General features: G+C 70.9%; 21 protein-coding genes. 3 read left to right on the plus strand and 18 right to left on the minus strand.

Annotated elements, in window-relative coordinates; all coding sequences use genetic code 11:
• Positions 1 to 22 precede the first annotated feature (22 nt).
• The 9 genes from atpA to prmC form a co-directional block, all read right to left on the minus strand.
• Positions 23 to 1,663, minus strand: coding sequence for a F0F1 ATP synthase subunit alpha (gene atpA / locus ABZ477_RS11995; protein WP_360132908.1), 1,641 nt, complete (start codon positions 1,661 to 1,663; stop codon positions 23 to 25).
• A 75-nt stretch (positions 1,664 to 1,738) separates the two neighbouring features.
• A complete protein-coding gene (locus ABZ477_RS12000) occupies positions 1,739 to 2,530 on the minus strand; it encodes a F0F1 ATP synthase subunit delta (RefSeq protein ID WP_360132911.1) in 792 nt (263 codons plus the stop codon).
• On the minus strand, positions 2,530 to 3,096 hold the full coding sequence (locus tag ABZ477_RS12005; RefSeq protein WP_360132914.1) for a F0F1 ATP synthase subunit B: 567 nt from the start codon (positions 3,094 to 3,096) through the stop codon (positions 2,530 to 2,532). Before ABZ477_RS12005 ends, ABZ477_RS12000 begins: the two co-directional genes overlap by 1 nt.
• Before the next feature lie 27 nt (positions 3,097 to 3,123).
• Complete coding sequence (gene atpE / locus ABZ477_RS12010) at positions 3,124 to 3,360, minus strand: ATP synthase F0 subunit C (protein ID WP_028496101.1); 237 nt, start codon at positions 3,358 to 3,360, stop codon at positions 3,124 to 3,126.
• A 44-nt stretch (positions 3,361 to 3,404) separates the two neighbouring features.
• On the minus strand, positions 3,405 to 4,190 hold the full coding sequence (atpB, locus tag ABZ477_RS12015; protein WP_360133419.1) for a F0F1 ATP synthase subunit A: 786 nt from the start codon (positions 4,188 to 4,190) through the stop codon (positions 3,405 to 3,407).
• A gap of 163 nt (positions 4,191 to 4,353) precedes the next feature.
• Positions 4,354 to 4,833 carry a hypothetical protein gene (locus ABZ477_RS12020; RefSeq protein WP_360132919.1) on the minus strand — a complete coding sequence of 160 codons (480 nt, stop codon included), beginning with the start codon at positions 4,831 to 4,833 and terminating at the stop codon, positions 4,354 to 4,356.
• Positions 4,830 to 5,981 carry an MraY family glycosyltransferase gene (locus ABZ477_RS12025; RefSeq protein ID WP_360132922.1) on the minus strand — a complete coding sequence of 384 codons (1,152 nt, stop codon included), beginning with the start codon at positions 5,979 to 5,981 and terminating at the stop codon, positions 4,830 to 4,832. Before ABZ477_RS12025 ends, ABZ477_RS12020 begins: the two co-directional genes overlap by 4 nt.
• Positions 5,978 to 6,724 (minus strand): L-threonylcarbamoyladenylate synthase, encoded by a 747-nt coding sequence (locus tag ABZ477_RS12030; RefSeq protein WP_360132925.1) that lies wholly within the window; start codon positions 6,722 to 6,724, stop codon positions 5,978 to 5,980. The genes ABZ477_RS12025 and ABZ477_RS12030 overlap by 4 nt, the downstream gene beginning before the upstream one ends.
• Positions 6,725 to 6,769: 45 nt before the next feature.
• Positions 6,770 to 7,651 (minus strand): peptide chain release factor N(5)-glutamine methyltransferase, encoded by an 882-nt coding sequence (gene prmC, locus ABZ477_RS12035; protein ID WP_360132928.1) that lies wholly within the window; start codon positions 7,649 to 7,651, stop codon positions 6,770 to 6,772.
• Between the two features lie 199 nt (positions 7,652 to 7,850).
• Between prmC and cysK (ABZ477_RS12040) the strand changes: the two genes are divergently transcribed.
• From cysK (ABZ477_RS12040) to epsC, 3 genes are all read left to right on the plus strand, one after another.
• The gene (cysK, locus tag ABZ477_RS12040) at positions 7,851 to 8,789 is read left to right on the plus strand and encodes a cysteine synthase A (protein ID WP_360132931.1); all 939 of its coding nucleotides are present in this window, start codon (positions 7,851 to 7,853) and stop codon (positions 8,787 to 8,789) included.
• Between the two features lie 87 nt (positions 8,790 to 8,876).
• Positions 8,877 to 9,830 carry a cysteine synthase A gene (cysK, locus tag ABZ477_RS12045; protein WP_360132934.1) on the plus strand — a complete coding sequence of 318 codons (954 nt, stop codon included), beginning with the start codon at positions 8,877 to 8,879 and terminating at the stop codon, positions 9,828 to 9,830.
• Positions 9,827 to 10,420 carry a serine O-acetyltransferase EpsC gene (epsC, locus tag ABZ477_RS12050; RefSeq protein WP_360132937.1) on the plus strand — a complete coding sequence of 198 codons (594 nt, stop codon included), beginning with the start codon at positions 9,827 to 9,829 and terminating at the stop codon, positions 10,418 to 10,420. The genes cysK (ABZ477_RS12045) and epsC overlap by 4 nt, the downstream gene beginning before the upstream one ends.
• A 77-nt stretch (positions 10,421 to 10,497) precedes the next feature.
• Here epsC and ABZ477_RS12055 read toward each other — a convergent pair whose 3' ends face one another.
• The 9 genes from ABZ477_RS12055 to thrC form a co-directional block, all read right to left on the minus strand.
• Positions 10,498 to 13,284, minus strand: coding sequence for an AAA family ATPase (locus ABZ477_RS12055; RefSeq protein ID WP_360132941.1), 2,787 nt, complete (start codon positions 13,282 to 13,284; stop codon positions 10,498 to 10,500).
• A gap of 134 nt (positions 13,285 to 13,418) precedes the next feature.
• The gene (locus ABZ477_RS12060; protein WP_360132944.1) at positions 13,419 to 13,622 is read right to left on the minus strand and encodes a hypothetical protein; all 204 of its coding nucleotides are present in this window, start codon (positions 13,620 to 13,622) and stop codon (positions 13,419 to 13,421) included.
• Between the two features lie 191 nt (positions 13,623 to 13,813).
• Positions 13,814 to 14,380, minus strand: a complete 567-nt coding sequence (locus ABZ477_RS12065; protein ID WP_360132947.1) for a toxin — start codon at positions 14,378 to 14,380, stop codon at positions 13,814 to 13,816.
• Positions 14,377 to 14,778 (minus strand): hypothetical protein, encoded by a 402-nt coding sequence (locus ABZ477_RS12070; protein WP_360132950.1) that lies wholly within the window; start codon positions 14,776 to 14,778, stop codon positions 14,377 to 14,379. The genes ABZ477_RS12065 and ABZ477_RS12070 overlap by 4 nt, the downstream gene beginning before the upstream one ends.
• A 110-nt stretch (positions 14,779 to 14,888) precedes the next feature.
• Positions 14,889 to 15,836, minus strand: a complete 948-nt coding sequence (locus tag ABZ477_RS12075) for a hypothetical protein (protein WP_360132953.1) — start codon at positions 15,834 to 15,836, stop codon at positions 14,889 to 14,891.
• A gap of 193 nt (positions 15,837 to 16,029) precedes the next feature.
• Entirely contained in the window at positions 16,030 to 17,109 is a 1,080-nt protein-coding gene (gene prfA / locus ABZ477_RS12080) for a peptide chain release factor 1 (RefSeq protein WP_360132956.1), read from the minus strand.
• A gap of 9 nt (positions 17,110 to 17,118) precedes the next feature.
• Complete coding sequence (gene rho, locus ABZ477_RS12085; protein ID WP_360132958.1) at positions 17,119 to 19,221, minus strand: transcription termination factor Rho; 2,103 nt, start codon at positions 19,219 to 19,221, stop codon at positions 17,119 to 17,121.
• 165 nt (positions 19,222 to 19,386) lie between these two features.
• Positions 19,387 to 20,340, minus strand: a complete 954-nt coding sequence (gene thrB / locus ABZ477_RS12090; protein ID WP_360132961.1) for a homoserine kinase — start codon at positions 20,338 to 20,340, stop codon at positions 19,387 to 19,389.
• Positions 20,337 to 21,425, minus strand: a complete 1,089-nt coding sequence (gene thrC, locus ABZ477_RS12095) for a threonine synthase (RefSeq protein WP_360132963.1) — start codon at positions 21,423 to 21,425, stop codon at positions 20,337 to 20,339. The genes thrB and thrC overlap by 4 nt, the downstream gene beginning before the upstream one ends.
• Position 21,426 lies beyond the last annotated feature (1 nt).

Consider the following 21,426-nt stretch of genomic DNA (forward strand, 5'->3'; position numbering starts at 1 on the left):
GGTTCCTGTCCAGGCGAGCCGCTCAGCGGCGGCCCTTGACGATCTTCTCCTGGCTGACGTCGCCCGCCTCGGCCGCCGCGTACTCCTCGTGGCCCGGCTTGTCGATCGCCTGACCGCCCTTGCCGGACTGGAACTCGAGGATGAACGCGTCGGTGAGCTTCTCGAGCTCGGCGGCGGTGTCGTCGTCGAGCACGTTGGTCTCGCGCAGCGTGTCGAGGATCGTCGTGTTGCGACGCAGGTAGTCCAGCAGCTCGCGCTCGAAGCGCAGCACCGACTCCACCTCGATCGTGTCGAGCTTGCCCTTCGTTCCCGCCCAGATCGAGACGACCTGCTCCTCGACGGGGTACGGCGAGTACTGCGGCTGCTTGAGCAGTTCGGTCAGGCGCGCGCCGCGGGCCAGCTGACGACGGGATGCCGCGTCCAGGTCGCTCGCGAACATCGCGAACGCCTCGAGCGAGCGGTACTGGGCGAGCTCGAGCTTGAGCGTGCCGGAGACCTTCTTGATCGACTTGACCTGGGCGTCGCCGCCGACTCGCGAGACCGAGATGCCGACGTCGACCGCGGGACGCTGGTTGGCGTTGAACAGGTCGGACTGCAGGAAGATCTGGCCGTCCGTGATCGAGATGACGTTGGTCGGGATGTACGCCGAGACGTCGTTGGCCTTCGTCTCGATGATCGGCAGACCCGTCATCGAGCCGGCGCCCAGCTCGTCGGAGAGCTTCGCGCAGCGCTCGAGCAGACGCGAGTGCAGGTAGAAGACGTCACCGGGGTACGCCTCGCGGCCCGGCGGGCGGCGGAGGAGCAGCGACACGGCGCGGTAGGCCTCGGCCTGCTTGGACAGGTCGTCGAAGATGATCAGGACGTGCTTGCCCTGGTACATCCAGTGCTGGCCGATCGCCGAGCCCGTGTACGGAGCGAGGTACTTGAAGCCCGCGGGGTCGGAGGCGGGAGCCGCGACGATCGTCGTGTACTCCATGGCGCCGGCGTCCTCGAGCGCGCCCTTGACGGACGCGATCGTCGAGCCCTTCTGGCCGATCGCGACGTAGATGCAGCGGACCTGCTTGTTCTCGTCGCCCGACTCCCAGTTGGCGCGCTGGTTGATGATCGTGTCGATCGCGATCGCCGTCTTGCCCGTCTGGCGGTCGCCGATGATGAGCTGGCGCTGGCCGCGGCCGATCGGGATCATGGCGTCGATCGCCTTGATGCCGGTCTGCATGGGCTCGTGCACGCTCTTGCGCTGCATGACGCCGGGCGCCTGCAGCTCGAGCGCGCGACGGCCCTCGTTCGCGATCTCGCCGAGGCCGTCGATCGGGTTGCCGAGCGGATCGACGACGCGGCCGAGGTAGGAGTCGCCGACCGGGACCGAGAGGACCTCGCCGGTGCGGGTGACCTGCTGGCCGGCCTCGATGCCGGAGAAGTCGCCGAGGACGACGACGCCGATCTCGTGCTCGTCGAGGTTCAGGGCCAGGCCGCTCGTGCCGTCCGCGAACGTCACGAGCTCGTTGGCCATGACGCCGGGAAGGCCCTCGACGTGGGCGATGCCGTCGGCGGCGTCGACCACCGTGCCGACCTCGGTCGCCGCAGCGCCGGTGGGCTCGTACGCGGCGACGAAGTCCTTCAGCGCGTCACGGATGACGTCGGGGCTGATAGTGAGTTCTGCCATTGTCTTCCTTCGTTCAGTGAGGCCGTCCGTGAGTCGGGCCCCGAAGCCTCCGCCCTTCAGGGCGGGAAGTGTGTGTTAGCCGGCCAGACGCTGCCGGAGATCCGCGATGCGTGACGACACGCTCGCGTCGATGACGTCGTCCGCGATCTGCACGCGGACGCCGCCGACGACCGACGGGTCGACGACCGGGTTGAGCGCGACCTCGGTGCCGTAGCGCTTCGAGAGCGCGGAAGCGAGGCGGTCGGACTGCGCGGCGCTCAGCGGGACCGCCGACACGACGGTCGCGACCGCGCGGCCGCGCTGGTGGGCGACGAGGTCCATGGCACGCGTCAGGAGCTGGCGGATCCGGCGCTCACGGGGCTGCTGCACGAGCGACGACACGATGAGGGTCGTCGCGGCGCTCGCGCGGCCGCCGATGAGCGAGCGGACGAGGTCGCCCTTGGCCGAGGCATCCCCCAGTCGGCTGCCGAGGGCGAGCTCGAGCTCGGGGTTGGCCGCGACGGTGCGCGAGAACTGGAAGATCTCGCCCTCGACGTCGGCTCCGGCGGCGGAGCGGGCCGCAGCGCGCACCGCGAGCTCCTCGATCGCGTCGACGAGGTCGGCGGGCGAGGACCAGCGCTGCGAGACGGCCGTCGTGATGAGCGTCACGCTTGCGGCCGACAGCGACTTGCCGAAGACGTCCGCGACCACCTTCGCGCGGGCCGCCTCGGACGCGGCCGAGTCGGCCAGAGCGCCGGCGAGCTGCGGCGAGTCACCGAGCGCGCGGGCCGCCGCGAACAGCTCGCCGGCGACCGTCAGGTCGACCCCGGCGGCGCGGTCGAGCGCCGCCGTGGTCTCCACGAGCGCCTGAGTGGTCGCACTGCCCATTACTTCGACGCCTTCTGGGCGGCGGCTTCGGATGCCTCGAGCTCCGCGAGGAAGCGGTCGACGACGCCCTGTGCCTTCTTGTCGTCGGCGAGCGACTCGCCGATCACGCCGCCGGCGAGATCGATCGCGAGCGTGCCGACCTCGCTGCGCAGCGACACGAGCGCCGACTGGCGCTCCGCCTCGATCTGCGAGTGAGCGGATGCCGTGAGACGGGCGGCCTCGGAGGATGCCGTCTCCTTCGCCTCGGCGATGATCTTGCGACCGTCGTCACGAGCGGCGTCGCGGATCTCTCCGGCCTCCTTGCGGGCACCGGCGAGCTGCGCCGTGTACTCCTCGAGGGCGGCCTCGGCCCGACGCTGGGCCTCATCGGCCTTCGCGATGTTGCCCTCGATGGCGGCGGCGCGCTCGTCGAGCAGCTTCTTCAGGCGCGGCAGCGCGACCTTCCAGAAGATGAAGAGGATGACGACGAAGCACACCGACGACCAGATGATGTCGTACCAGGCCGGCAGCAGCGGGTTGGGCGTCTCGGCTTCTTCAGCGGCGAGTGCGACAAGAGCGGTGAGCATCCTGTCTCCTTACGTCGGAAAGAGGGATCAGTAGCCGAAGATGAAGGCGGTCGCGATGCCGATGAAGGCGAGCGCCTCGGTGAAGGCGATACCGATCCACATGAGGACCTGGAGGCGACCGGCGAGCTCGGGCTGACGAGCCACGCCCTCGATGGTCTTGCCGACGACGATGCCGACGCCGATGGCGGGGCCGATCGCAGCGAGGCCATAGCCGACGGTCGCGATGGAGCCGGAGACCTCGGCGAGAACCGTAGTTGCGTCCACGGGGGTGTTTCCTTTCGGTTATGGGCGGCTTCGAGCCGACCCGCTCAGTGCTCTTCCGCCACCGCGAGCTGGATGTAGACCGCGGTGAGGAGGGCGAAGACGTAGGCCTGGAGGACGGCCACGAGGATTTCGAAGAGTGTGAAGGCGAAGCCGAACGCGAGGCTGCCGGCGGCGAGGATCGTCCACCAGCCGCTCATCGCGAGGAAGAACGACGTCGCCGAGAAGAACAGGACGAGCAGCAGGTGGCCGACCATCATGTTCATGAGGAGTCGGAGCGTCAGCGTGACGGGCCGGATGATGAAGGTCGAGATGAACTCGATCGGCGTCACGATGAAGTAGATCGGCCACGGCACGCCCGAGGGGAAGAGGGAGTTCTTGAAGAACTTGCCCGGGCTCTTCTTGATGCCCGCGTAGATGAACGTCACGTAGCTGACCACTGCGAGGGTGAGCGGCACGGCGATGATCGCGGTTCCTGCGATGTTCAGGAACGGGATGATGCCCGTGATGTTCATGAACAGGATCATGAAGAACATCGTCGTGAGGATCGGGAGGAACCGCTCGCCGTCCTTCTTGCCGAGCAGGTCGTACGCGATGTTGTTGCGCACGAAGCCCAGGCCCATCTCGACGATGCTCTGGAAGCGGCCGGGGACGACCGTCATCTTGCGCGTGCCGAGCCAGAACACCAGCACGACAGCGATGGTCGCGAGGACCTGGATGATGTGGATTCGCGTGATCGGGATCCCGAACACCGTCGTGATGACGGCGGGGAAGAACTCATTGATCGACGGGGCGTGGAATACGGGCCCGTCTTCAGCGGTCTTGGCGATCAGGGTCGCAGCTTGAGTAAACAGCGCTGGCTCCAGCTTCGGGGCATCGGCGTGAACCGTTGCGACGATGGTCGGTGAGCGTCACTCCGCAAGGGCTCGCAGGGCGAGCGGCGGGCGCGAGAACCACCCTACCAAACTCGGGAGCCTGCTGAATCCGCCCTGAGCGTCAGCTGTGCGTGTGGTCCGACCGCTCCCCCTCGTCGGGGTCGGTGGGCAGCTGCACGTCGACCACCGGCACCCGCATGCGCAGCAGCACGACGACGTCGACGATGAGCGCCGCCAGGACGCTCGCGACGACCGAGAGGAAGAAGACCGTCGGCTCGATCCACGGCTGACCGCGGAGGATGAGCAGCGCGACGATGAAGACGATGAACTTCAGGATCCAGCCGCCCAGGACGATGCCGAAGAAGATCGGCACGTAGAGGTCGTCGCCGTACCAGCGGTTGGCGATCAGGATGCTGAGCCCGGTGATCGCGAGGAACACGGCTGCGATCACGACGCCGGCCAAGGCGCTCCACAGCCCCGTCGTCCCGGCGACGAGATAGCCGACCAGTCCGGCGACGACGGCGAGGCCCGCCGTGACGATCCCGCTCCACATGAGCGTCGTGCGCAGGATCGGGGTGCTCGAGATGGGCGTGGAGCTCATGCTGTGCTCTCCAGTGCGGGTTTGGGCGCCGCGCGGCGCGAAGGCGTGAGGGTCACGACGAGGCATGCGGCGACGCCGACGACGAGGTAGGCCAGGCCCACGAGGTAGTCGCCGGGCCAGCCGGCCGTCGTTCCGATGTACATCAGCAGGACGCCGAGCCCGAAGATGGCCGTCCACGCGTAGAAGATCAGGACGGCGCCCCGGTCGCTGTGGCCCATGTCGAGCATGCGGTGGTGCAGGTGCTTGCGGTCGGGCGAGAACGGCGACTTGCCGGCGCTCATGCGCCGGATGACGGCGAGCCCGAAGTCCAGCAGCGGCAGCAGCACGACGACGACGGGAAGGAGGATCGGGATGAAGGCACCGAGCAGCTGGGAGCGCCCGAAGTCCTCGGGGTCGAGGACGGACGGATCGAGCTGACCCGTGATCGCGATGGCCGAGCACGCCATGAGCAGGCCCAGCATGAGGGCTCCCGCATCCCCCATGAACAGCTTCGCGGGACTCCAGTTGAGCGGGAGGAACCCGAGGCAGGCGCCGATGAGCACGGCCGCGATGAAGGTCGCGAGCGAGAAGTTGCTGGCCGTGAAATCGCGGGAGAGCATGTACGAGTAGGCGAAGAAGACGCCGTTCGCGATGAGGCAGACGCCTGCGACGAGGCCGTCGAGGCCGTCGATGAAGTTGACGGCGTTCATGACGATGACGATCGAGAAGACCGTCAGCGCGAAGCTCACGGGTCCCGATCCGACCATGAGGCCGCCGATGGGCAGCGAGTAGATCTGCAGCTCGCCGAACCACGCGATGATGCCCGCCGCGAGGAACTGCGCGCCCAGCTTGATGAACCAGTCGAGGTCCCACAGGTCGTCGGCGACGCCCACCAGCACGATGATGACGGTCGCGGCGAGGATCGCGTAGATCTGCTTCTGATCGGCCCAGAAGATGGAGAAGTACGGGTTGGCCGCCGAGACCCCGACCGCGGCCACCACGCCGAAGAACATCGCGATGCCGCCCAGCCGGGGAGTCGGCGTCTTGTGCACGTCGCGCTCGCGGATGCCCGGATAGAGCTTGTACCGCATGCTGAGCCGCCAGACGGCCCACGAAAGGGCGAACGTCACGATCGCGGTGAAGAGGATCGTGAAGACGTACTGCTTCACGCGGTGCCGCCGTCGGCCTGCGTCGCGGCATCCGCCTGCGGCTCGGCCGCCTGCGCGACGGGCTCGGCCTCGGCAGCGGTCTCCTCCTCGAGGAGATCCACCAAGACCTCGCGCAGCCGCACGCGGTCGATCGCGCCTTCGCGCAGAACACGGATCCGGGGGTCGACGCCGCCGATGAAGCTCGTCGCGTCGACGATCGTCGAGGCGACCCCCGTGTGGGACGGTCCGCCGTCGAGGTAGACGGCGACGCTGTCGCCCAGCATCCCCTGTGCGTCCTCGACACGGACTGCGGCGGGCCTGCCTGTGAGGTTGGCGCTCGACACGGCGAGCGGCCCGGTCTCCTCCAGCAGCTCGAGGGCGATGCGGTGGTCGGGCATGCGGACCGCGACGGTGCCGCGGGTCTCGCCGAGGTCCCACGACAGCGACGGCTGCGCTGGCAGGACGATCGTCAGCCCGCCGGGCCAGAACGCCTCGACGAGCCGCTCGACGGGCTCGGGGACCTCGGCCACGAGCGCGCGCAGGGTCGTGAGGCCCGCGACCAGGACGGGCGGCGGCGACTGGCGGCCGCGTCCTTTGGCATCCAGGAGCCGCTGCACGGCGCTCGCGCTGAACGCATCGGCGGCGACGCCGTAGACGGTGTCGGTGGGGAGGACGACGAGCTCGCCGCGGCCGATCGCCTGGCGGGCCTGGCGCATGCCGGGGAGAAGCTGCGCCTCGTCACGGCAGTCGAAGACGGAGGACATGTCGCCGCCCAGTCTATCCGCGAGATGGGAGCGCGCCCGTGAGCGTCACGGGCGGATCGCCGTGGTGACGCGGTCGCGGAGCGTGAGGTCCGGATGCGTCGCGGCGGCCCGCCAGCCGTCGCCGGCGAGGAGGTCGCGGATCGGCTCACCCTGCCACTCGCCGTGCTCGATGACGAGCGTGCCGCCGGGGTGCAGGAGCCGCAGCCCCACGCGACTCAGGATTCGCACGACGTCGAGGCCGTCCTCGCCGCCGTACAGGGCGGCGGGCGGGTCGAAGAACCGGACCTCCGGATCGCGCGGGATGGCGGCATCCGGAACGTACGGAGGGTTCGACACGACCACCGAGACGGTCCCGTCCAGCTCCGGGAACGCGTGCTCGAGGTCGACGAACGCGAGCCGCGCGTTGTCCGCGCCGACCCCGCGGAAGTTCTCCTCCGTCCAGACGTACGCGTCGACGGAGTTCTCGGCGGCGTGCACGCGCGCGTGCGGCACCTCGGTCGCCAGCGCGAGCGCGATCGCGCCGCTGCCGGTGCCGAGATCCACGGCGATCGGGGACGGGGATGCCGCGGCCACGAGCGCGTCGATCGCGAGCTGCGCGACGATCTCGGTCTCGGGCCGGGGCACGAAGACTCCCGGGCCGACCCGCAGCTCGAGGTGCCGGAAGGGGGCGGTGCCGGTGATGTGCTGCAGGGGCTCGCGCGTCGCGCGGCGCTGCACGAGCTCGTCCAGGCGCGCGGCCGCGTCGTCGTCGAGGGAGTCGCCCCGCAGGGCACGCGCCTGCACCGCGCCGCGACCCTCCCCCAGCACGTGGGCGGCGAGCAGTTCGGCGTCGACGACGGGGTCGGGTACGCCGGCGCGCGCGAGGCGCTCCGCGGCGGCGCGCAGCGCGTGGGACAGCGGGAGGGAAGGAGTGCGGTCGAGCGACATGGCGCCCTCAGCCTACGTGCGGATGGGCAGCCCGGGCGGCCTCGGCCGGCGTGACCTCGAGCCCCGCGGGAGCGCCGGCGCGGTGCCGCGCGAGCGCGGGCGTCACATGCCGTAATGCTCGCGGAGCGCTCCCCTAGGCTGATCCCGATCCGGCGCCGCGACGCGTGCGCGCCGATCCGACCCGAAAGGCCCCTCACCCATGCCCGGCATCCACTCCGACATCACGAGCGCGTTCGGCAACACGCCGCTCGTCCGCCTCAACCGCGTCACCGACGGCGCGGGTGCCGAGGTGTACGCGAAGCTCGAGTTCTACAACCCCGGCTCCAGCGTCAAGGACCGCCTGGGCATCGCGATCATCGACGCGGCCGAGGCCGCCGGCGCGCTGCAGCCCGGCGGCACGATCGTCGAGGGCACGAGCGGCAACACCGGCATCGCGCTCGCCCTCGTGGGCGCGGCCCGCGGCTACAAGGTCGTCCTCACGATGCCGTCCTCGATGTCGGTCGAGCGCCGCCAGCTCCTCAAGCGCTTCGGCGCGGAGCTCGTGCTCACCGATCCCGCGGGCGGCATGAAGCTCGCCGTCGCCGAGGCCGAGCGCATCGTCGCCGAGACCGAGGGCGCGATCCTCGCGAAGCAGTTCGAGAACGAGGCCAACCGCCTGATCCACCGCAAGACCACCGCCGAGGAGATCTGGCGCGACACCGACGGCGAGGTCGACATCTTCGTCGCAGGCGTCGGCACGGGCGGCACCATCACGGGCGTCGGCCAGGTGCTCAAGGAGCGCAAGCCCGAGGTCCGCGTCGTCGCGGTCGAGCCGGCCGCCTCGCCGCTGCTCTCCACGGGAACCCCCGGCCCCGCCAAGATCCAGGGCATCGGCCCGAACTTCGTCCCGCCGATCCTCGACACCGACGTGTTCGACGAGGTCGTCACGGTCGAGTTCGACGACGCCATCTCGACCTCGCGCGACGTCGCGGCCAAGGAGGGCATCCTCGTCGGCATCTCCAGCGGTGCGGCCGTGTGGGCCGCCCTGCAGCTCGCGGCGCGCCCCGAGAACGACGGCAAGAAGATCGTCGTGATCGCGCCCGACACCGGCGAGCGCTACCTCTCGACTGCGCTGTTCGAGGATCTGCGCGAAGATTGAGACCTCACGACGGCGCGCCGGGACCCCGACCGTTCGGGGCTCGGCGCGCCTTCGTCTTCACGACCACTCGATCCTGGGAGCAGCCTCTTGCCCGGCATCCATTCCGACATCACGACGGCATTCGGCGACACGCCGCTCGTCCGGCTCAACCGGCTGACGGAGGGTCTCGGGGCCGAAGTGCTCGCCAAGCTCGAGTTCTACAACCCGGGCTCGAGCGTCAAGGACCGCCTCGGCTACGCGCTCATCGAGGCGGCGGAGCAGTCCGGTGAGCTGGTGCCCGGCGGGACGATCGTCGAGTCCACGAGCGGCAACACGGGCATCGCCCTCGCCCTGATCGGCGCAGCCCGCGGGTACAAGGTCATCCTCACGATGCCCGCCTCGATGTCGAAGGAGCGCCGGACCCTGCTCAAGGCGTACGGCGCCGAACTCGTCCTCACCGACCCCTACAAGGGGATGACGGAGGCGGTCGCGACGGCTGAGCGGATCGCCGCCGAGACGCCCGGGGCCATCCTCGCGCGTCAGTTCGAGCATCCCGCCAACCCCGCGATCCACCGCCGCACGACGGCCGAGGAGATCTGGCGCGACACGGAGGGCCGCGTCGACTGGTTCGTCGCAGGCTCGGGCACGGGCGGCACCATCACGGGAGTCGGCCAGGTGCTCAAGGAGCGCAACCCCGAAGTGAAGATCGCGCTCGTCGAGCCGAAGGACTCCCCCGTCCTGACCGAAGGCCGCGCGGGCGGACACCGGATCCAGGGCATCGGGCCCAACTTCGTGCCGGAGGTGCTCGACCGCTCCGTCGTCGACGAGATCTTCGACGTCGAGTTCGACGACGCGATCCGGGTCGCGCGTCAGCTCGCGACGCACGAGGGGATCCTCGCCGGCATGTCGGCGGGGGCCGCCGTGTGGGCGGCCCTGCAGATCGCGGCGCGACCCGAAGCCGAGGGCAGGCGGATCGTCGTCATCGTGCCCGACGCGGGCGAGCGCTACCTCTCCACCGCGCTGTACGAGCACCTGCGCGAGCCCGAGGAGGCGAAGTCATGACGGTCTCCCCCGATGCGCCGACGGGGATCGTCGGACGCATCCGCGAGGACCTCGCCGCGGCGAAGCTGCGCGATCCCGCGGCCCGCAGCGCGCTCGAGATCGCGCTCCTGTACCCCGGCCTGCACGCGCTGTGGGCCCACCGCGTCGACCACTGGCTGTGGCAGCGCGGCTTCCGGTTCCTCGCCCGCGCGGGGTCGCAGATCACCCGCTGGCTCACGGGCATCGAGATCCACCCCGGTGCGACGATCGGCCGCCGCTTCTTCATCGATCACGGCATGGGGGTCGTCATCGGCGAGACGGCCGAGGTCGGCGACGACGTGATGCTGTACCACGGCGTGACGCTCGGCGGGCGCACGCGCGACGGCGGCAAGCGCCACCCCACGATCGGAGACGGCGTCGCGGTCGGCGCCGGCGCGAAGGTGCTCGGGCCCATCACGATCGGCGAGGGCTCGGTCATCGGGGCGAACGCCGTCGTGACGCGGGACGCGCCGGCGGACAGCATCCTGGTCGGCGTCCCGGCCAAGCCCCGCGCCCGCCGGATCGGCGAGGACACCCGCGCGCTGCTCACCGCACCGGAGTATCACATCTGACCGGCCGGGCGGCCGGCCGGAGCGCGGTCGCCCGCAGACAGCACTGCCGGAGCGCCACCTCTGACGCGGATCGCACGTCAGGCGGCGGTGCCGCGGTGAATGGCGGCGGCCGCCGTGCGCGACGGCGCGTCCAGCTTCCGCAGAATCGCCGACACATGGACAGACACGGTCTTCGCGCTGATGTACAGACGCTCGGCGATCTGGCCGTTGCTCAGCCCCTCCGCCACGAGTCGCAGCACCTGCTCCTCGCGCGCGGTCAGTGCCGTCGTCGACACGGCTCCCGACAGGCCGGCATCCGTCAGCACCTTGCGGGCGCGCGCGAGCAGCCCCTCTGCGCCGATCTCCTCCGCGTACGCGACCGCTCTCGCCAGTGCATCCCGCGCCCCCGCACGATCGCCCGCCGCGAGCAGCTCCTCCCCGTATCGCACCCGCGCGTACGCGCGCACGTACGCCGGACCGGCCGCATCCGTCGCCGCCGCCCACGAGCCCTCGCCGAGCTCGGCCGCGAACACGCCTGCCCACAGCGGCCCGAGAGGCCAGTCCTGCCATCTCGCGATGATTGCGCGGCAGGGCTCGATATCCGCGTCTTCGCCGTCTTCGCGCATCGCCGCCACGGCGCGAGCGGCAATCGATGTGAGAGGCAGAGCGAGCGCTACCGACCCTCCTTCGACGAGCGCCGCCGACGCGTGCGCGAGGGCCGCTCTCGGTTCACCGCGCTCGAGAGCCAGCAGCCCCAGGTCGTACGCCATGCCCAGCCGCGTCTGGAACTCATAGGCGCCGAACGCATCCAGCTCCTCGCGTGCGACGGTCAGCGCCTCCTCTGCCTCCTCGATGCGGCCGCGCCAGATCGTCAAGCAGAGCAGGCGTTCCCGCAGGAAGGCCGAGAAGAGGCTCGGGTCGATGCGAGGCAGCAGTCGGGCGCCGACCTGGGCGGCGCGGCGCAGGTCGCCGGCATACATGCTCGCCTCGATCGTGTTCGCCTCCACCATCGCGAGGATGCCGCGGTCCGACTCGTGCGCAGCACCGTACTCCACGCCCTCCCGGGCAACCGCCGCTGCGTCGTCGTAGCGGCCGACCAGCATGAGCGCATTCGAGTAGTTGGCGAAGTACCGCATCATGGCGCGCACGAAGCCCTCGGCGTACGGGCGCGCCGCCTCGAACTGCTGCACCGCCCCCACATCGCCGCCGCCGACGCCGCAGGTCGCCGCGATGAGCAGGGCCTGCGCCACCAGCTCCGCCGCGGCGGGGTCGCCGTCATCCGCTGCCGGCTGTGCGGTCGCGCGAGCGACCAGCGCCATCTCGTGTCCCCGGCGCTGATCGGCGCCCATCATGTGCACGCGTGCCGTGTTCAGCAGCAGACCTGCGCGCTGCACGTCATGCCGCGGGTCGTCCCCCAGGATCGCGAGCGCCTGCTGCATGGTCGCCAGGCCGTTGGAGACCCCGCTCTGGAACTCGGTCGACGCGAGTTCGCCGAGCATCGTCGCGCGGCCGACCGGGTCCTCGATGGGCCACGCATCCACCGCCTCGCGCGCGAACCGCAGCGCGCGCTCCAGCCGATTGGTCGACACGAGAGCGGCCGCCGTGCGGCGCAGCACCTCGTGGCGCGGCACTCCGGTCAGGCGCTCCGGATCCGGGACTCCGTCCCACAGCTCGAGCGCACGCTCCCCCGCCTCCGCGGCCGTGGACCAGGCTGATGCGGCCGCGGCCGACCGTTGCGCGGCGACGGCGGCAGCAAGCGCGCGATCCGGGACATGCGCCGCGCTCCAGTGGTGCGCGATGTCGGCGAGCACTCGAGGCGTCGGCGCGACCGCTTGGAGTGCGACGGCAAACGCCGTGTGCAGCCGCGTGCGCTCGGTCGGCAGCAGCTCGGCGTACACCGCCTCCTGCACGAGCGCGTGCCGGAACGCATACGCGTCGCCGCGGATCACCACGATCTGGGCGTCCACCGCGCGGCGCACCGCCGTCTCGAGGGCGTCCTCATCGCCCTCGAACACTGCGCGCAGCACGGAGTGGGCTACCTCGACCCCGCCGGTCGCCAGAACCCGGGCGAATCGGCGCGCCTCGGCATCCAGTCGCTCGTAGCGCAGCAGCAGCACGTCCCGCAGGGATGTCGGCAGGCGGGCATCCACGAAGCTCGCCAGTTCCTCCACGTAGAACGGGATCCCGTCGCTGCGCGTCGCGATGTCGTCGAGCGTTCTCGAAGTCAGCGGCCCGCCGTGGATCGCCGCGGCGAGTGCGCCGACGTCTCCGGGCGACAGCCGCGGCAGCGCAAGGCGCGTCACCGCACGCCGACGATCGAGCTCCGCCAGCACAGGCCGCAGAGGGTGTCCGCGACCGACGTCGTCGCTGCGGTACGTGAGCACGACGAGGAGGGGCACCGTGGCCGAACGCCGAGCGAGCCGCGACGCGATCTCGAGCGTCGTTCCGTCGGCCCAGTGCAGGTCTTCGAGGATGACGAGCGTGGGCCGTGTCCGCGCGACCTCGGTGAAGAGTTCGACGACCACGTCCTCGAGCCGGTCGTCGGTCGCCGCGCCGAGCGCGGGTACGAGTACGCCGAGCGCGGCGGCTCCGGGCCCCGCGGCCGCCTGCGTCGCTTCGACGCCGATGGCGTCGACGAGATCGCGCACGATGTCGGTGATCGCGGTGAGCGGTGCAGGGCCCGATCCGGTGTCGACGCAGCCGCCTTCCACCACGAGCAGGCGTTCCCGTCCCGCGACGAACTCGCGCACGAGGCGGGTCTTGCCCACGCCGGCTTCCCCGGACACGACCACCGCCCCGCCGACGCCGCCGACGACCACGAGCGCTTCGCGGAGGACGCCGAGCTCGGCATCCCGGCCGATGAGCGGTGCACGCCCGACACGCATGTCGCCATCATCCCAGACGACGCGAGATCGGGTCGCGCCGAGCATCGGTGCGCGCGGCGGCCCCGGCGGAGGAGGCACCGGTCTGACGATGCTCTGAGTCGGCGACCCGGCATCTGCCGAGAGAAGGTCCGCACTCACGCTGGGCGCACGCGGAGCAGGCGGCGGATGCCGCGACCTGCGCCCTGATGCCGATCGGCGCGGGTCTCGACCCGGGCGTCTTCGCGGGTCGAGTCGAGTCGCTCGCGGATGACGCGCCGACGCTCCAGGTCGCGATCGAGGCGGCGGCGCTCCTCCGCGCGAGAAGCGGCGGATCCGTAGAGGAGGAGGTTGGCGTCCATGGGATGTGCTCCTTTCGATGCACACCACGATCCGCTCTGAGGTGCCTGCGGCGGATCGGAAGGATTCCCGATCTTCTCCGTCTCTGTCCGCACATGACCTAAGGCTCTCGACGCATGGCCTGAGTCGTGCGGTGCGTGACCTGAGCCGCGGGGTGCATGGCCTGAGCCGCGGGCCGATCGTCGCCGCGCGATCAGCCGAGTGCGCCCAGTCCCTTCAGCCATGCGTCGACCTCGCGCTGGCTCCGCAGCCGCGTGACGGGCCAGCCCGCGTCCATCCGCTCGAGCATGAGCCTTCGCACGACGGCGTGCTGCGTCCACGACCACAGCATGATGTTCTCGTCCGGGTCCAGACGCAGCCACGTCGACGGGCGCTCGCGGTTGCCGTGCCAGAGCTCCTGGCGACGGATGCCGCGCCACAGCGTCCGCCGGACGACGCGGCTCATGACCAGCGCGCGCGGGTGGTCGAGCCAGACGACCTCGTCGGGTCCGTGCTCCATGCCTGGGTCGAGAAGTCCCTCGAGGCGCGACGTCCAGTTGCCGTCGATGACCCAGCCGTCCGGGTGCGCGGCGACGAACTCCCTGACGAGCTGCCGCGCCTCGGCGAGGTCGCGGAAGGTCCAGTCCGCGCCCCAGAAGACGGCGTCCAGCTCGAGCCGTGCCAGGCCCGTCCGCTCCGCGATCTGCGACGCGAGCCGCGACTTGCCCGAGCCCGAGACGCCGACGACCCGGATGCGGCGCGGGGTGACAGCATCCGTCACGCGCTGCGGCGCTCGTCGACCTTCTTCTTGATGAAGAGCGGCGGGAGGAGCCATGTCGCGAGGGCCGTCACGAGCCACACGATGAAGGTGCCGATGATCCACGCGACGGGGCCGTCGATGCCGATGCCGGCGGCGGGGATGACGACGGCGATGAGCAGGGCGACGAAGGTCGAGATGATGCCGATCCCGCCGATGAGGGCGTTCGCGTGCCTCCGCGTGACCTTCAGCAGCCACGGCGCCAGGACGCTCTGCAGGACGGCGAAGATGACGACGGCGACGAGGATCCCCCACCAGTCGTCCCAGTGCAGGTAGAAGCCGTCGAGGATGAGGTCGGCGGCGACGAGGCCAACGAAGGCCGACACGAGGAAGATCGCCGCGCGGATCAGGAAGGTGATCACGCGCCCAGGCTAGCGCCGTCGCCCACGAGTGCCTCGTCACGCGGTTGGCGAGTGCCGAATCGATCCTGGAGCGGTGTGCTGCGTCGGTTCGGCACTCGCGAGCCGGCGCGTCAGCGCTCGAGAGCGGCGCGGACCCTGCGGACCGCCTCGTTCGGGACGCGGAACACGAGGTGGGACGTCAGCCGGATGATCTGCCAGCCGGCGGCGCCAAGTGCGGCGTATTTGTCGATGTCTCGTTCGAGCTGAGGTCGGGTCAGATGCCCGTCGCCCTCGTACTCGATGCCGACCCGATGGCGAGGATATGCGAGGTCGAGGCAGCCGAGGAACTCACCGTGCTCGCCGACCACGTCGACATCGAGGTCGGGCTCGGGCAGGCCTGCATCCACGAGGATCAGCCGCGTCCAGGACTCGGGACGGGATGCTGCTCCAGTCCGGGCCCGCGTCAGGGCGCGTCTGAGGTCGGCCGCGCCGCGGCGTCGTCCCGCGATGAGGGCGGCCGCCAGCTCGTCGCGCGTTGCGAGCGGACGCTCTCGCGCGGGACGGTAGCCTCCGGGGTGCCGCGGCACGCGCAGCATCGCGTCGGCGACCGCGACGAGGTCGTACGGGAGCAGCATCCCGCCGAGGGCTGCCCAGGTCGTCGCCGGGTCGGCGACCGGCACACCGCCTCGGTCGACCACGCCAGCCATGCCAGGCACCACCCGAGTGCCGCGAACGCCGAGCCGGCGGGGCGGCGTGCGCGGATACGCGACGGCGACGTGGAGGTCGCCGGTCAGTCCCAGCGGGAGCGGCAGCCCCCACAGCGCCGCCGCGGTGGGCCCCGTGAACCACGCGCCGGCAGGCATGACCGGCAGGTAGGCCGCGATGCTCTCCTGCAGCTCAGCCCGCTCGCGCTCCCACGGGGTCAGTCGGCCATCCGCGGGGGCGACGCGAAGCCGCGCGCCGTGGAATCGACGCTCGAGGTCGGAGCCTCGCAACCGTCCCTCACCGACCCCCGCGCTCCGCGCGTGGGCGACAGAGAAGGCATCGCCGAGTGAGGTGGGGAGTTCGATGCGCGGCACGCCGCCAGCATCCACCCGGGAACCATCCCGCCCAGCACTGTCCACAACCCGCTGCCCCGCGGAGCTCCTCCCCGGGGCCTGCAGAGAAGAGGAGCCGATCATCGCACCGTTGGCGAGTGCCGAAACGTCCCTGGCGACGCGCCGAACCTCGGTTCGGCACTCGCGAAGCAGCCGGGCTGCGCGCGGGATCGGGTCAGGCGTCGGTGCCGAGGGCGGCGAGGCGGGCCTCTTCGTCGGCCTGGATGGCCGAGTCCACGATCGGGCCCAAGGCCCCGTCCATGACCTGGTCGAGGTTGTACGCCTTGTAGCCCGTGCGGTGGTCCGCGATGCGGTTCTCGGGGAAGTTGTACGTCCGGATGCGCTCGGAGCGGTCCATGCCGCGGATCTGCGACTTGCGGGCGTCGGAGGCCGCGGCATCCCGCTCCTCCTGCTGCTTCGCGAGCAGCCGGGCGCGCAGGACGCGCATGCCGGCCTCGCGGTTCTGCAGCTGGGACTTCTCGTTCTGCATCGAGACGACGATGCCGGTCGGCAGGTGCGTGATGCGCACGGCGGAGTCCGTCGTATTGACGGACTGGCCACCGGGACCCGACGAGCGGAAGACGTCGATCTTGAGGTCGTTCTGGTCGATCTGGATCTCTTCGGGCTCGTCGACCTCGGGGAAGACCAGCACGCCTGTCGTCGACGTGTGGATGCGGCCCTGCGACTCGGTCGCCGGCACCCGCTGCACGCGATGCACGCCACCCTCGTACTTGAGGTGCGCCCACACGCCCTGCGCAGGGTCGGACGAGGAGCCCTTGATCGCGACCTGGACGTCCTTGTATCCGCCGAGGTCGGACTCGTTGCGCTCGAGGAGCTCGGTCTTCCAGCCCTTGGATGCCGCGTACTGGAGGTACATCCGCAGGAGGTCGGCCGCGAAGAGCGCCGACTCCGCGCCGCCCTCGCCCTGCTTGATCTCCATGATGACGTCGCGGGCGTCGTCGGGGTCGCGCGGAATGAGCAGCCGCCGCAGCCTCTCCTGCGCCTGCGTCAGCTGCTCCTCGAGCGCGGGCACCTCATCGGCGAACGCGTCGTCCTCCTTGGCGAGCTCCCGCGCCGCGTCGAGGTCATCGGACGCCGCGACCCACGCGTCGTGGGCCGCGACGATCTTCGACAGCTCGGCGTAGCGCCGGTTGACGCGCTTGGCGCGGGCCGCGTCGGCGTGCACGGCGGGGTCGGAGAGCTCCTCCTGAACCGCCTTGTGCTCGTCGATCAGCCCTTTGACGGACTCGAACACGAGCGAGGCTCAGCGGATGCTGTTGTCGTGCGCGTGGCTGTGACCGCCGCCGTGCGCGGGCGTCGGGATCGACTTCTGCATCTGCACGAGGAACTCGACGTTGGACTGCGTCTCCTTGAGCTTGCCGAGCACGACCTCGAGGGCCTGCTGCGGGTCGAGGCCCGCCAGGGCGCGACGCAGCTTCCACGTGATCTTGACCTCGTCGGGCGACAGCAGCATCTCCTCGCGGCGCGTGCTCGACGCGTTGACGTCGACCGCCGGGAAGATGCGCTTGTCGGCCAGCTGGCGGTTCAGGCGCAGCTCGCTGTTGCCCGTGCCCTTGAACTCCTCGAAGATCACGTCGTCCATCTTGGAGCCCGTCTCGACGAGCGCCGTCGCGAGGATCGTGAGCGATCCGCCGTTCTCGATGTTGCGCGCCGCGCCGAAGAAGCGCTTGGGCGGATACAGCGCCGACGCGTCGACGCCACCGGTCAGGACGCGACCCGAGGTCGGCGCCGAGATGTTGTAGGCGCGGCCGAGGCGCGTGATCGAGTCGAGCAGCACGACGACGTCGCGGCCGAGCTCGACGAGGCGCTTGGCACGCTCGATGGCGAGCTCGGCGACCGTCGTGTGGTCCTCCGCCGGACGGTCGAAGGTCGAGGCGATGACCTCGCCGCGGACCGTGCGCTGCATGTCGGTGACCTCTTCGGGACGCTCGTCGACGAGCACGACCATGAGGTGGACCTCGGGGTTGTTGATCGCGATGGCGTTGGCGATCTGCTGCAGCACGATCGTCTTGCCCGCCTTGGGCGGCGCGACGATGAGGCCGCGCTGACCCTTGCCGATGGGCGCGACGAGGTCGATGATGCGCTGCGTCAGCTTCTCGGGCGCCGTCTCCAGGCGCAGGCGCTCCTGCGGGTAGAGGGGCGTGAGCTTGCCGAACTCGACGCGGGCCGCGGCGTCATCGACGGACAGGCCGTTGATGGCGTCGACCTTGACGAGCGCGTTGTACTTCTGACGGCTGGACTGCTCGCCCTCGCGCGGCTGCTTGATGGCGCCGACGACGGCGTCGCCCTTGCGCAGGTTGTACTTCTTGACCTGGCCGAGCGAGACGTAGACGTCGCTGGGGCCGGGGAGGTAACCCGTCGTGCGGACGAACGCGTAGTTGTCCAGGACGTCGAGGATGCCCGCGATCGGGATGAGGACGTCGTCCTCGCCGATCTCGGTCTCGAACTCGTCCGCCGCGCCCTGGCCGCGGCGCTTGTTGCGCTGGCGGTTGCGGTTGGAGGCGGATGCCTGGTCCTGGTCGTCCTCGGCGGCCTGCTGCCCGCCCTGCGCGGCGGCCTGGCCGCCCTGGTTCTGGCCGTTCTGAGCCTGACCGTTCTGGGCCTGGCCGTTCTGAGCCTGGCCGCCCTGGCCGCGGTTGCGGCTGCGGCTGCGCGAGCGGCTGCGCGAGCGCGACGGAGTCTCGTCGCCACCCTCGGAGGCGGATGCCTCGCCCTCGGCCTGCTGCTCGCCCTCGGCCTGCTCGCCGTCGGTCTGCTCGCCCTCGGCCTGCTCTGCCTCGTCCTCCGCCTGAGCGGGTGCCTCGGCAGCGGCGTCGACCACAGGGGCCACTTCGGCCGGAGCCTCGGCGGGGGTCTCGGCCTCAGCGGCGGGGGCCTCGGCGTCGGGCTTGACGTCGGTGCTCTTGGCGCGGCGCGGGGCGCGCTTGCGCGGTGCGCGGGCGGGCGCCTCGGCCGCCTCCTCGGCGGCGGGTGCGGCCTCGGCTTCAGGCGCGGTCTCGGTCGGACCCTCGGCGGCGGCGGGAGGAGCATCCTGAACAGACGCCTCCTCGACAGGCGCCTCCTCGGCGGGGGCCTCCTCGGCGGGGGCCTCCTCGACGGGGGCCCCGGCGGCAGGCTCCTCGGCCGGTGCGACCTCTTCGGCCGGCGCCTCCTCGGCGGCCGGCTCGTCGGCGGGCTGGGGCTCGGCCGGCGCCTCGTCGGCGACGGCTTCTTCAGCGGCGGGCGCGTCCTGGACGGCCTCTGCCTCGGCGACCAGGTCGCCGTTCACCGGCGCCTCACCCTCGAGCGCTTCGGTGCGCTCCTGGGCTTCAGAGTCGACGGTGTGGATCTCGGAGATGGACTCCACGAGTTCTCCCTTGTGAAACGAATGGACATGCACGAACGCACAGTCACAGCGCGTGGCAGGATGCTGCCCGCGCTACCCCTGCGAACTGCTCAGATAACGAGTTCGAACGGGGCGGGGGGTGTGCCAGGGTTTCGCAGAATTGCGACGGAGGCCAGATTCACGTGCTTACGTGGAACCCTCCGCGTGCTCCTTCACTGTACCACCCTTGAAGTCGACGGCGAGCATGAGCGCCTCCCACGGGGTGTCGGCGACTTCCTGCGCGACACGCGCCGCCTCCAGGCGTCGACCCGGTCCGTCCGCGAGCACGAGCACGCTGGGACCGGCCCCCGAGACGACCGCCGCGAACCCGTGCTCGCGCAGCGCCCGCACGAGCTTGTCGGTGTCGGGCATCGCCTGCGCGCGGTAGTTCTGGTGGAGCTTGTCCTCCGTGGCCGCGAGCAGCAGCTCGGGGCTCTGCGTCAGCGCCGCGATGAGCAGCGCCGAACGCGAGACGTTGAAGACGGCGTCCTCGCGCGGCACCTGCAGCGGCTGGAGGCTGCGGGCGAGCTTCGTCGACATCGTGAACTCGGGCACGAACACGAGCGGCGAGACGCCGCGGTGCACGAGCAGCTTCTTGTGCTGCGGTCCGGTCTCGTCCATCCACGCGATCGTCAGGCCCCCGAACAGGGCGGGCGCGACGTTGTCGGGGTGGCCCTCCAGCTCCGTCGCGAGGCTCAGCAGCGTCTCGTCGCCGAGCACGACGTCACCCGCGAGGAGACCCTTGGCCGCGAGGAGTCCGGAGACGACGGCGGCGCCCGACGAGCCCATGCCCCGGCCGTGCGGGATGACGTTTCGGGCCTGCAGCCGAAGTCCCGGCATCCGTCGCCCCACGGCCTCGAAGGCGTACGCGATCGAGCGGACCACGAGGTTCGAGGCGTCGCGCGGGACGTCCTCGGAGCCCTGTCCGGTCACCTCGATCTCGAGGGCATCGTGGTCGAGCGCCGTCACGATGAGCTCGTCGTAGACGCTCAGCGCGAGTCCGAGCGTGTCGAAGCCGGGACCGAGGTTGGCGCTCGTCGCCGGCACGCGCACGACGACGGAACGCCCTGCGGGCACCGTCGACGCCGCGGCTGCACTCACGCGGTCGCCTCGACGCGGGCGAGGCTGAGAACGGAGGCCACTTCCGACGTCGACGCGTCGACGACGGTGGGCTCGACCTTGGAGCCGTCCGCGTTGCGGAGGGCCCACTGCGGGTCCTTCAGGCCGTGACCCGTGACGGTCAGCACGACGCGCGCGCCCTGCGGCACGACGCCGGCCTCGACGCGGTCGAGCAGACCCGCGACGCTGATCGCCGACGCCGGCTCGACGAAGATCCCGACCTCCCCCGCGAGGAGCTTCTGCGCCGCGAGGATGCGGTCGTCGTCGATGGCGCCGAAGTAGCCGTCGGTCGCCTCGCGCGCGTCCAGGGCGAGGTGCCACGACGCGGGATTGCCGATGCGGATCGCGCTCGCGACCGTCTCGGGGTTCTTCACGACCTCGCCGCGCACGAGCGGCGCGGAGCCCTCGGCCTGGAAGCCGAACATGCGCGGGACGCGCGTGGAGACGCCGGCCTCGGCCTCTTCCGTGTAGCCGCGCGTGTAGGCGGTGTAGTTGCCCGCGTTGCCGACGGGGATGAAGTGGAAGTCGGGCGCGTCGCCGAGCTGCTCGACGATCTCGTACGCCGCGGTCTTCTGGCCGTCGATGCGGTCGGGGTTGACCGAGTTGACCAGGTGCACGGGGTAGTGGTCGGCGAGCTCGCGGGCGATCTCGAGGCAGTCGTCGAAGTTGCCGCGGATCTGGATGAGGCGCCCGTTGTGCGCGACGGCCTGGCTCAGCTTGCCCATCGCGATCTTGCCCTCGGGCACGAGCACGGCCGCCGTGATGCCGGCGTGCGCCGCGTAGGCGGCCGCCGAGGCGGACGTGTTGCCCGTCGAGGCGCAGATGACGGCCTTCGCGCCGTGCTCGATCGCGCGCGAGACGGCGACCGTCATGCCGCGGTCCTTGAACGAGCCCGTGGGGTTCATGCCCTCGAACTTGACCCACACGTCGGCGCCCGTGCGCCGCGAGAGAGCCGGGGCGGGCAGGAGCGGCGTGCCGCCCTCGCCGAGGGTGACGACGGTCGAGGTGTCGGTGACGCCCAGTCGGTCGCCGTATTCGCGGAGGACTCCGCGCCAGACGTGTGCCATG

It is taken from the genome of Microbacterium sp. NPDC019599, assembly GCF_040632175.1.
Lineage (GTDB): Bacteria > Actinomycetota > Actinomycetes > Actinomycetales > Microbacteriaceae > Microbacterium.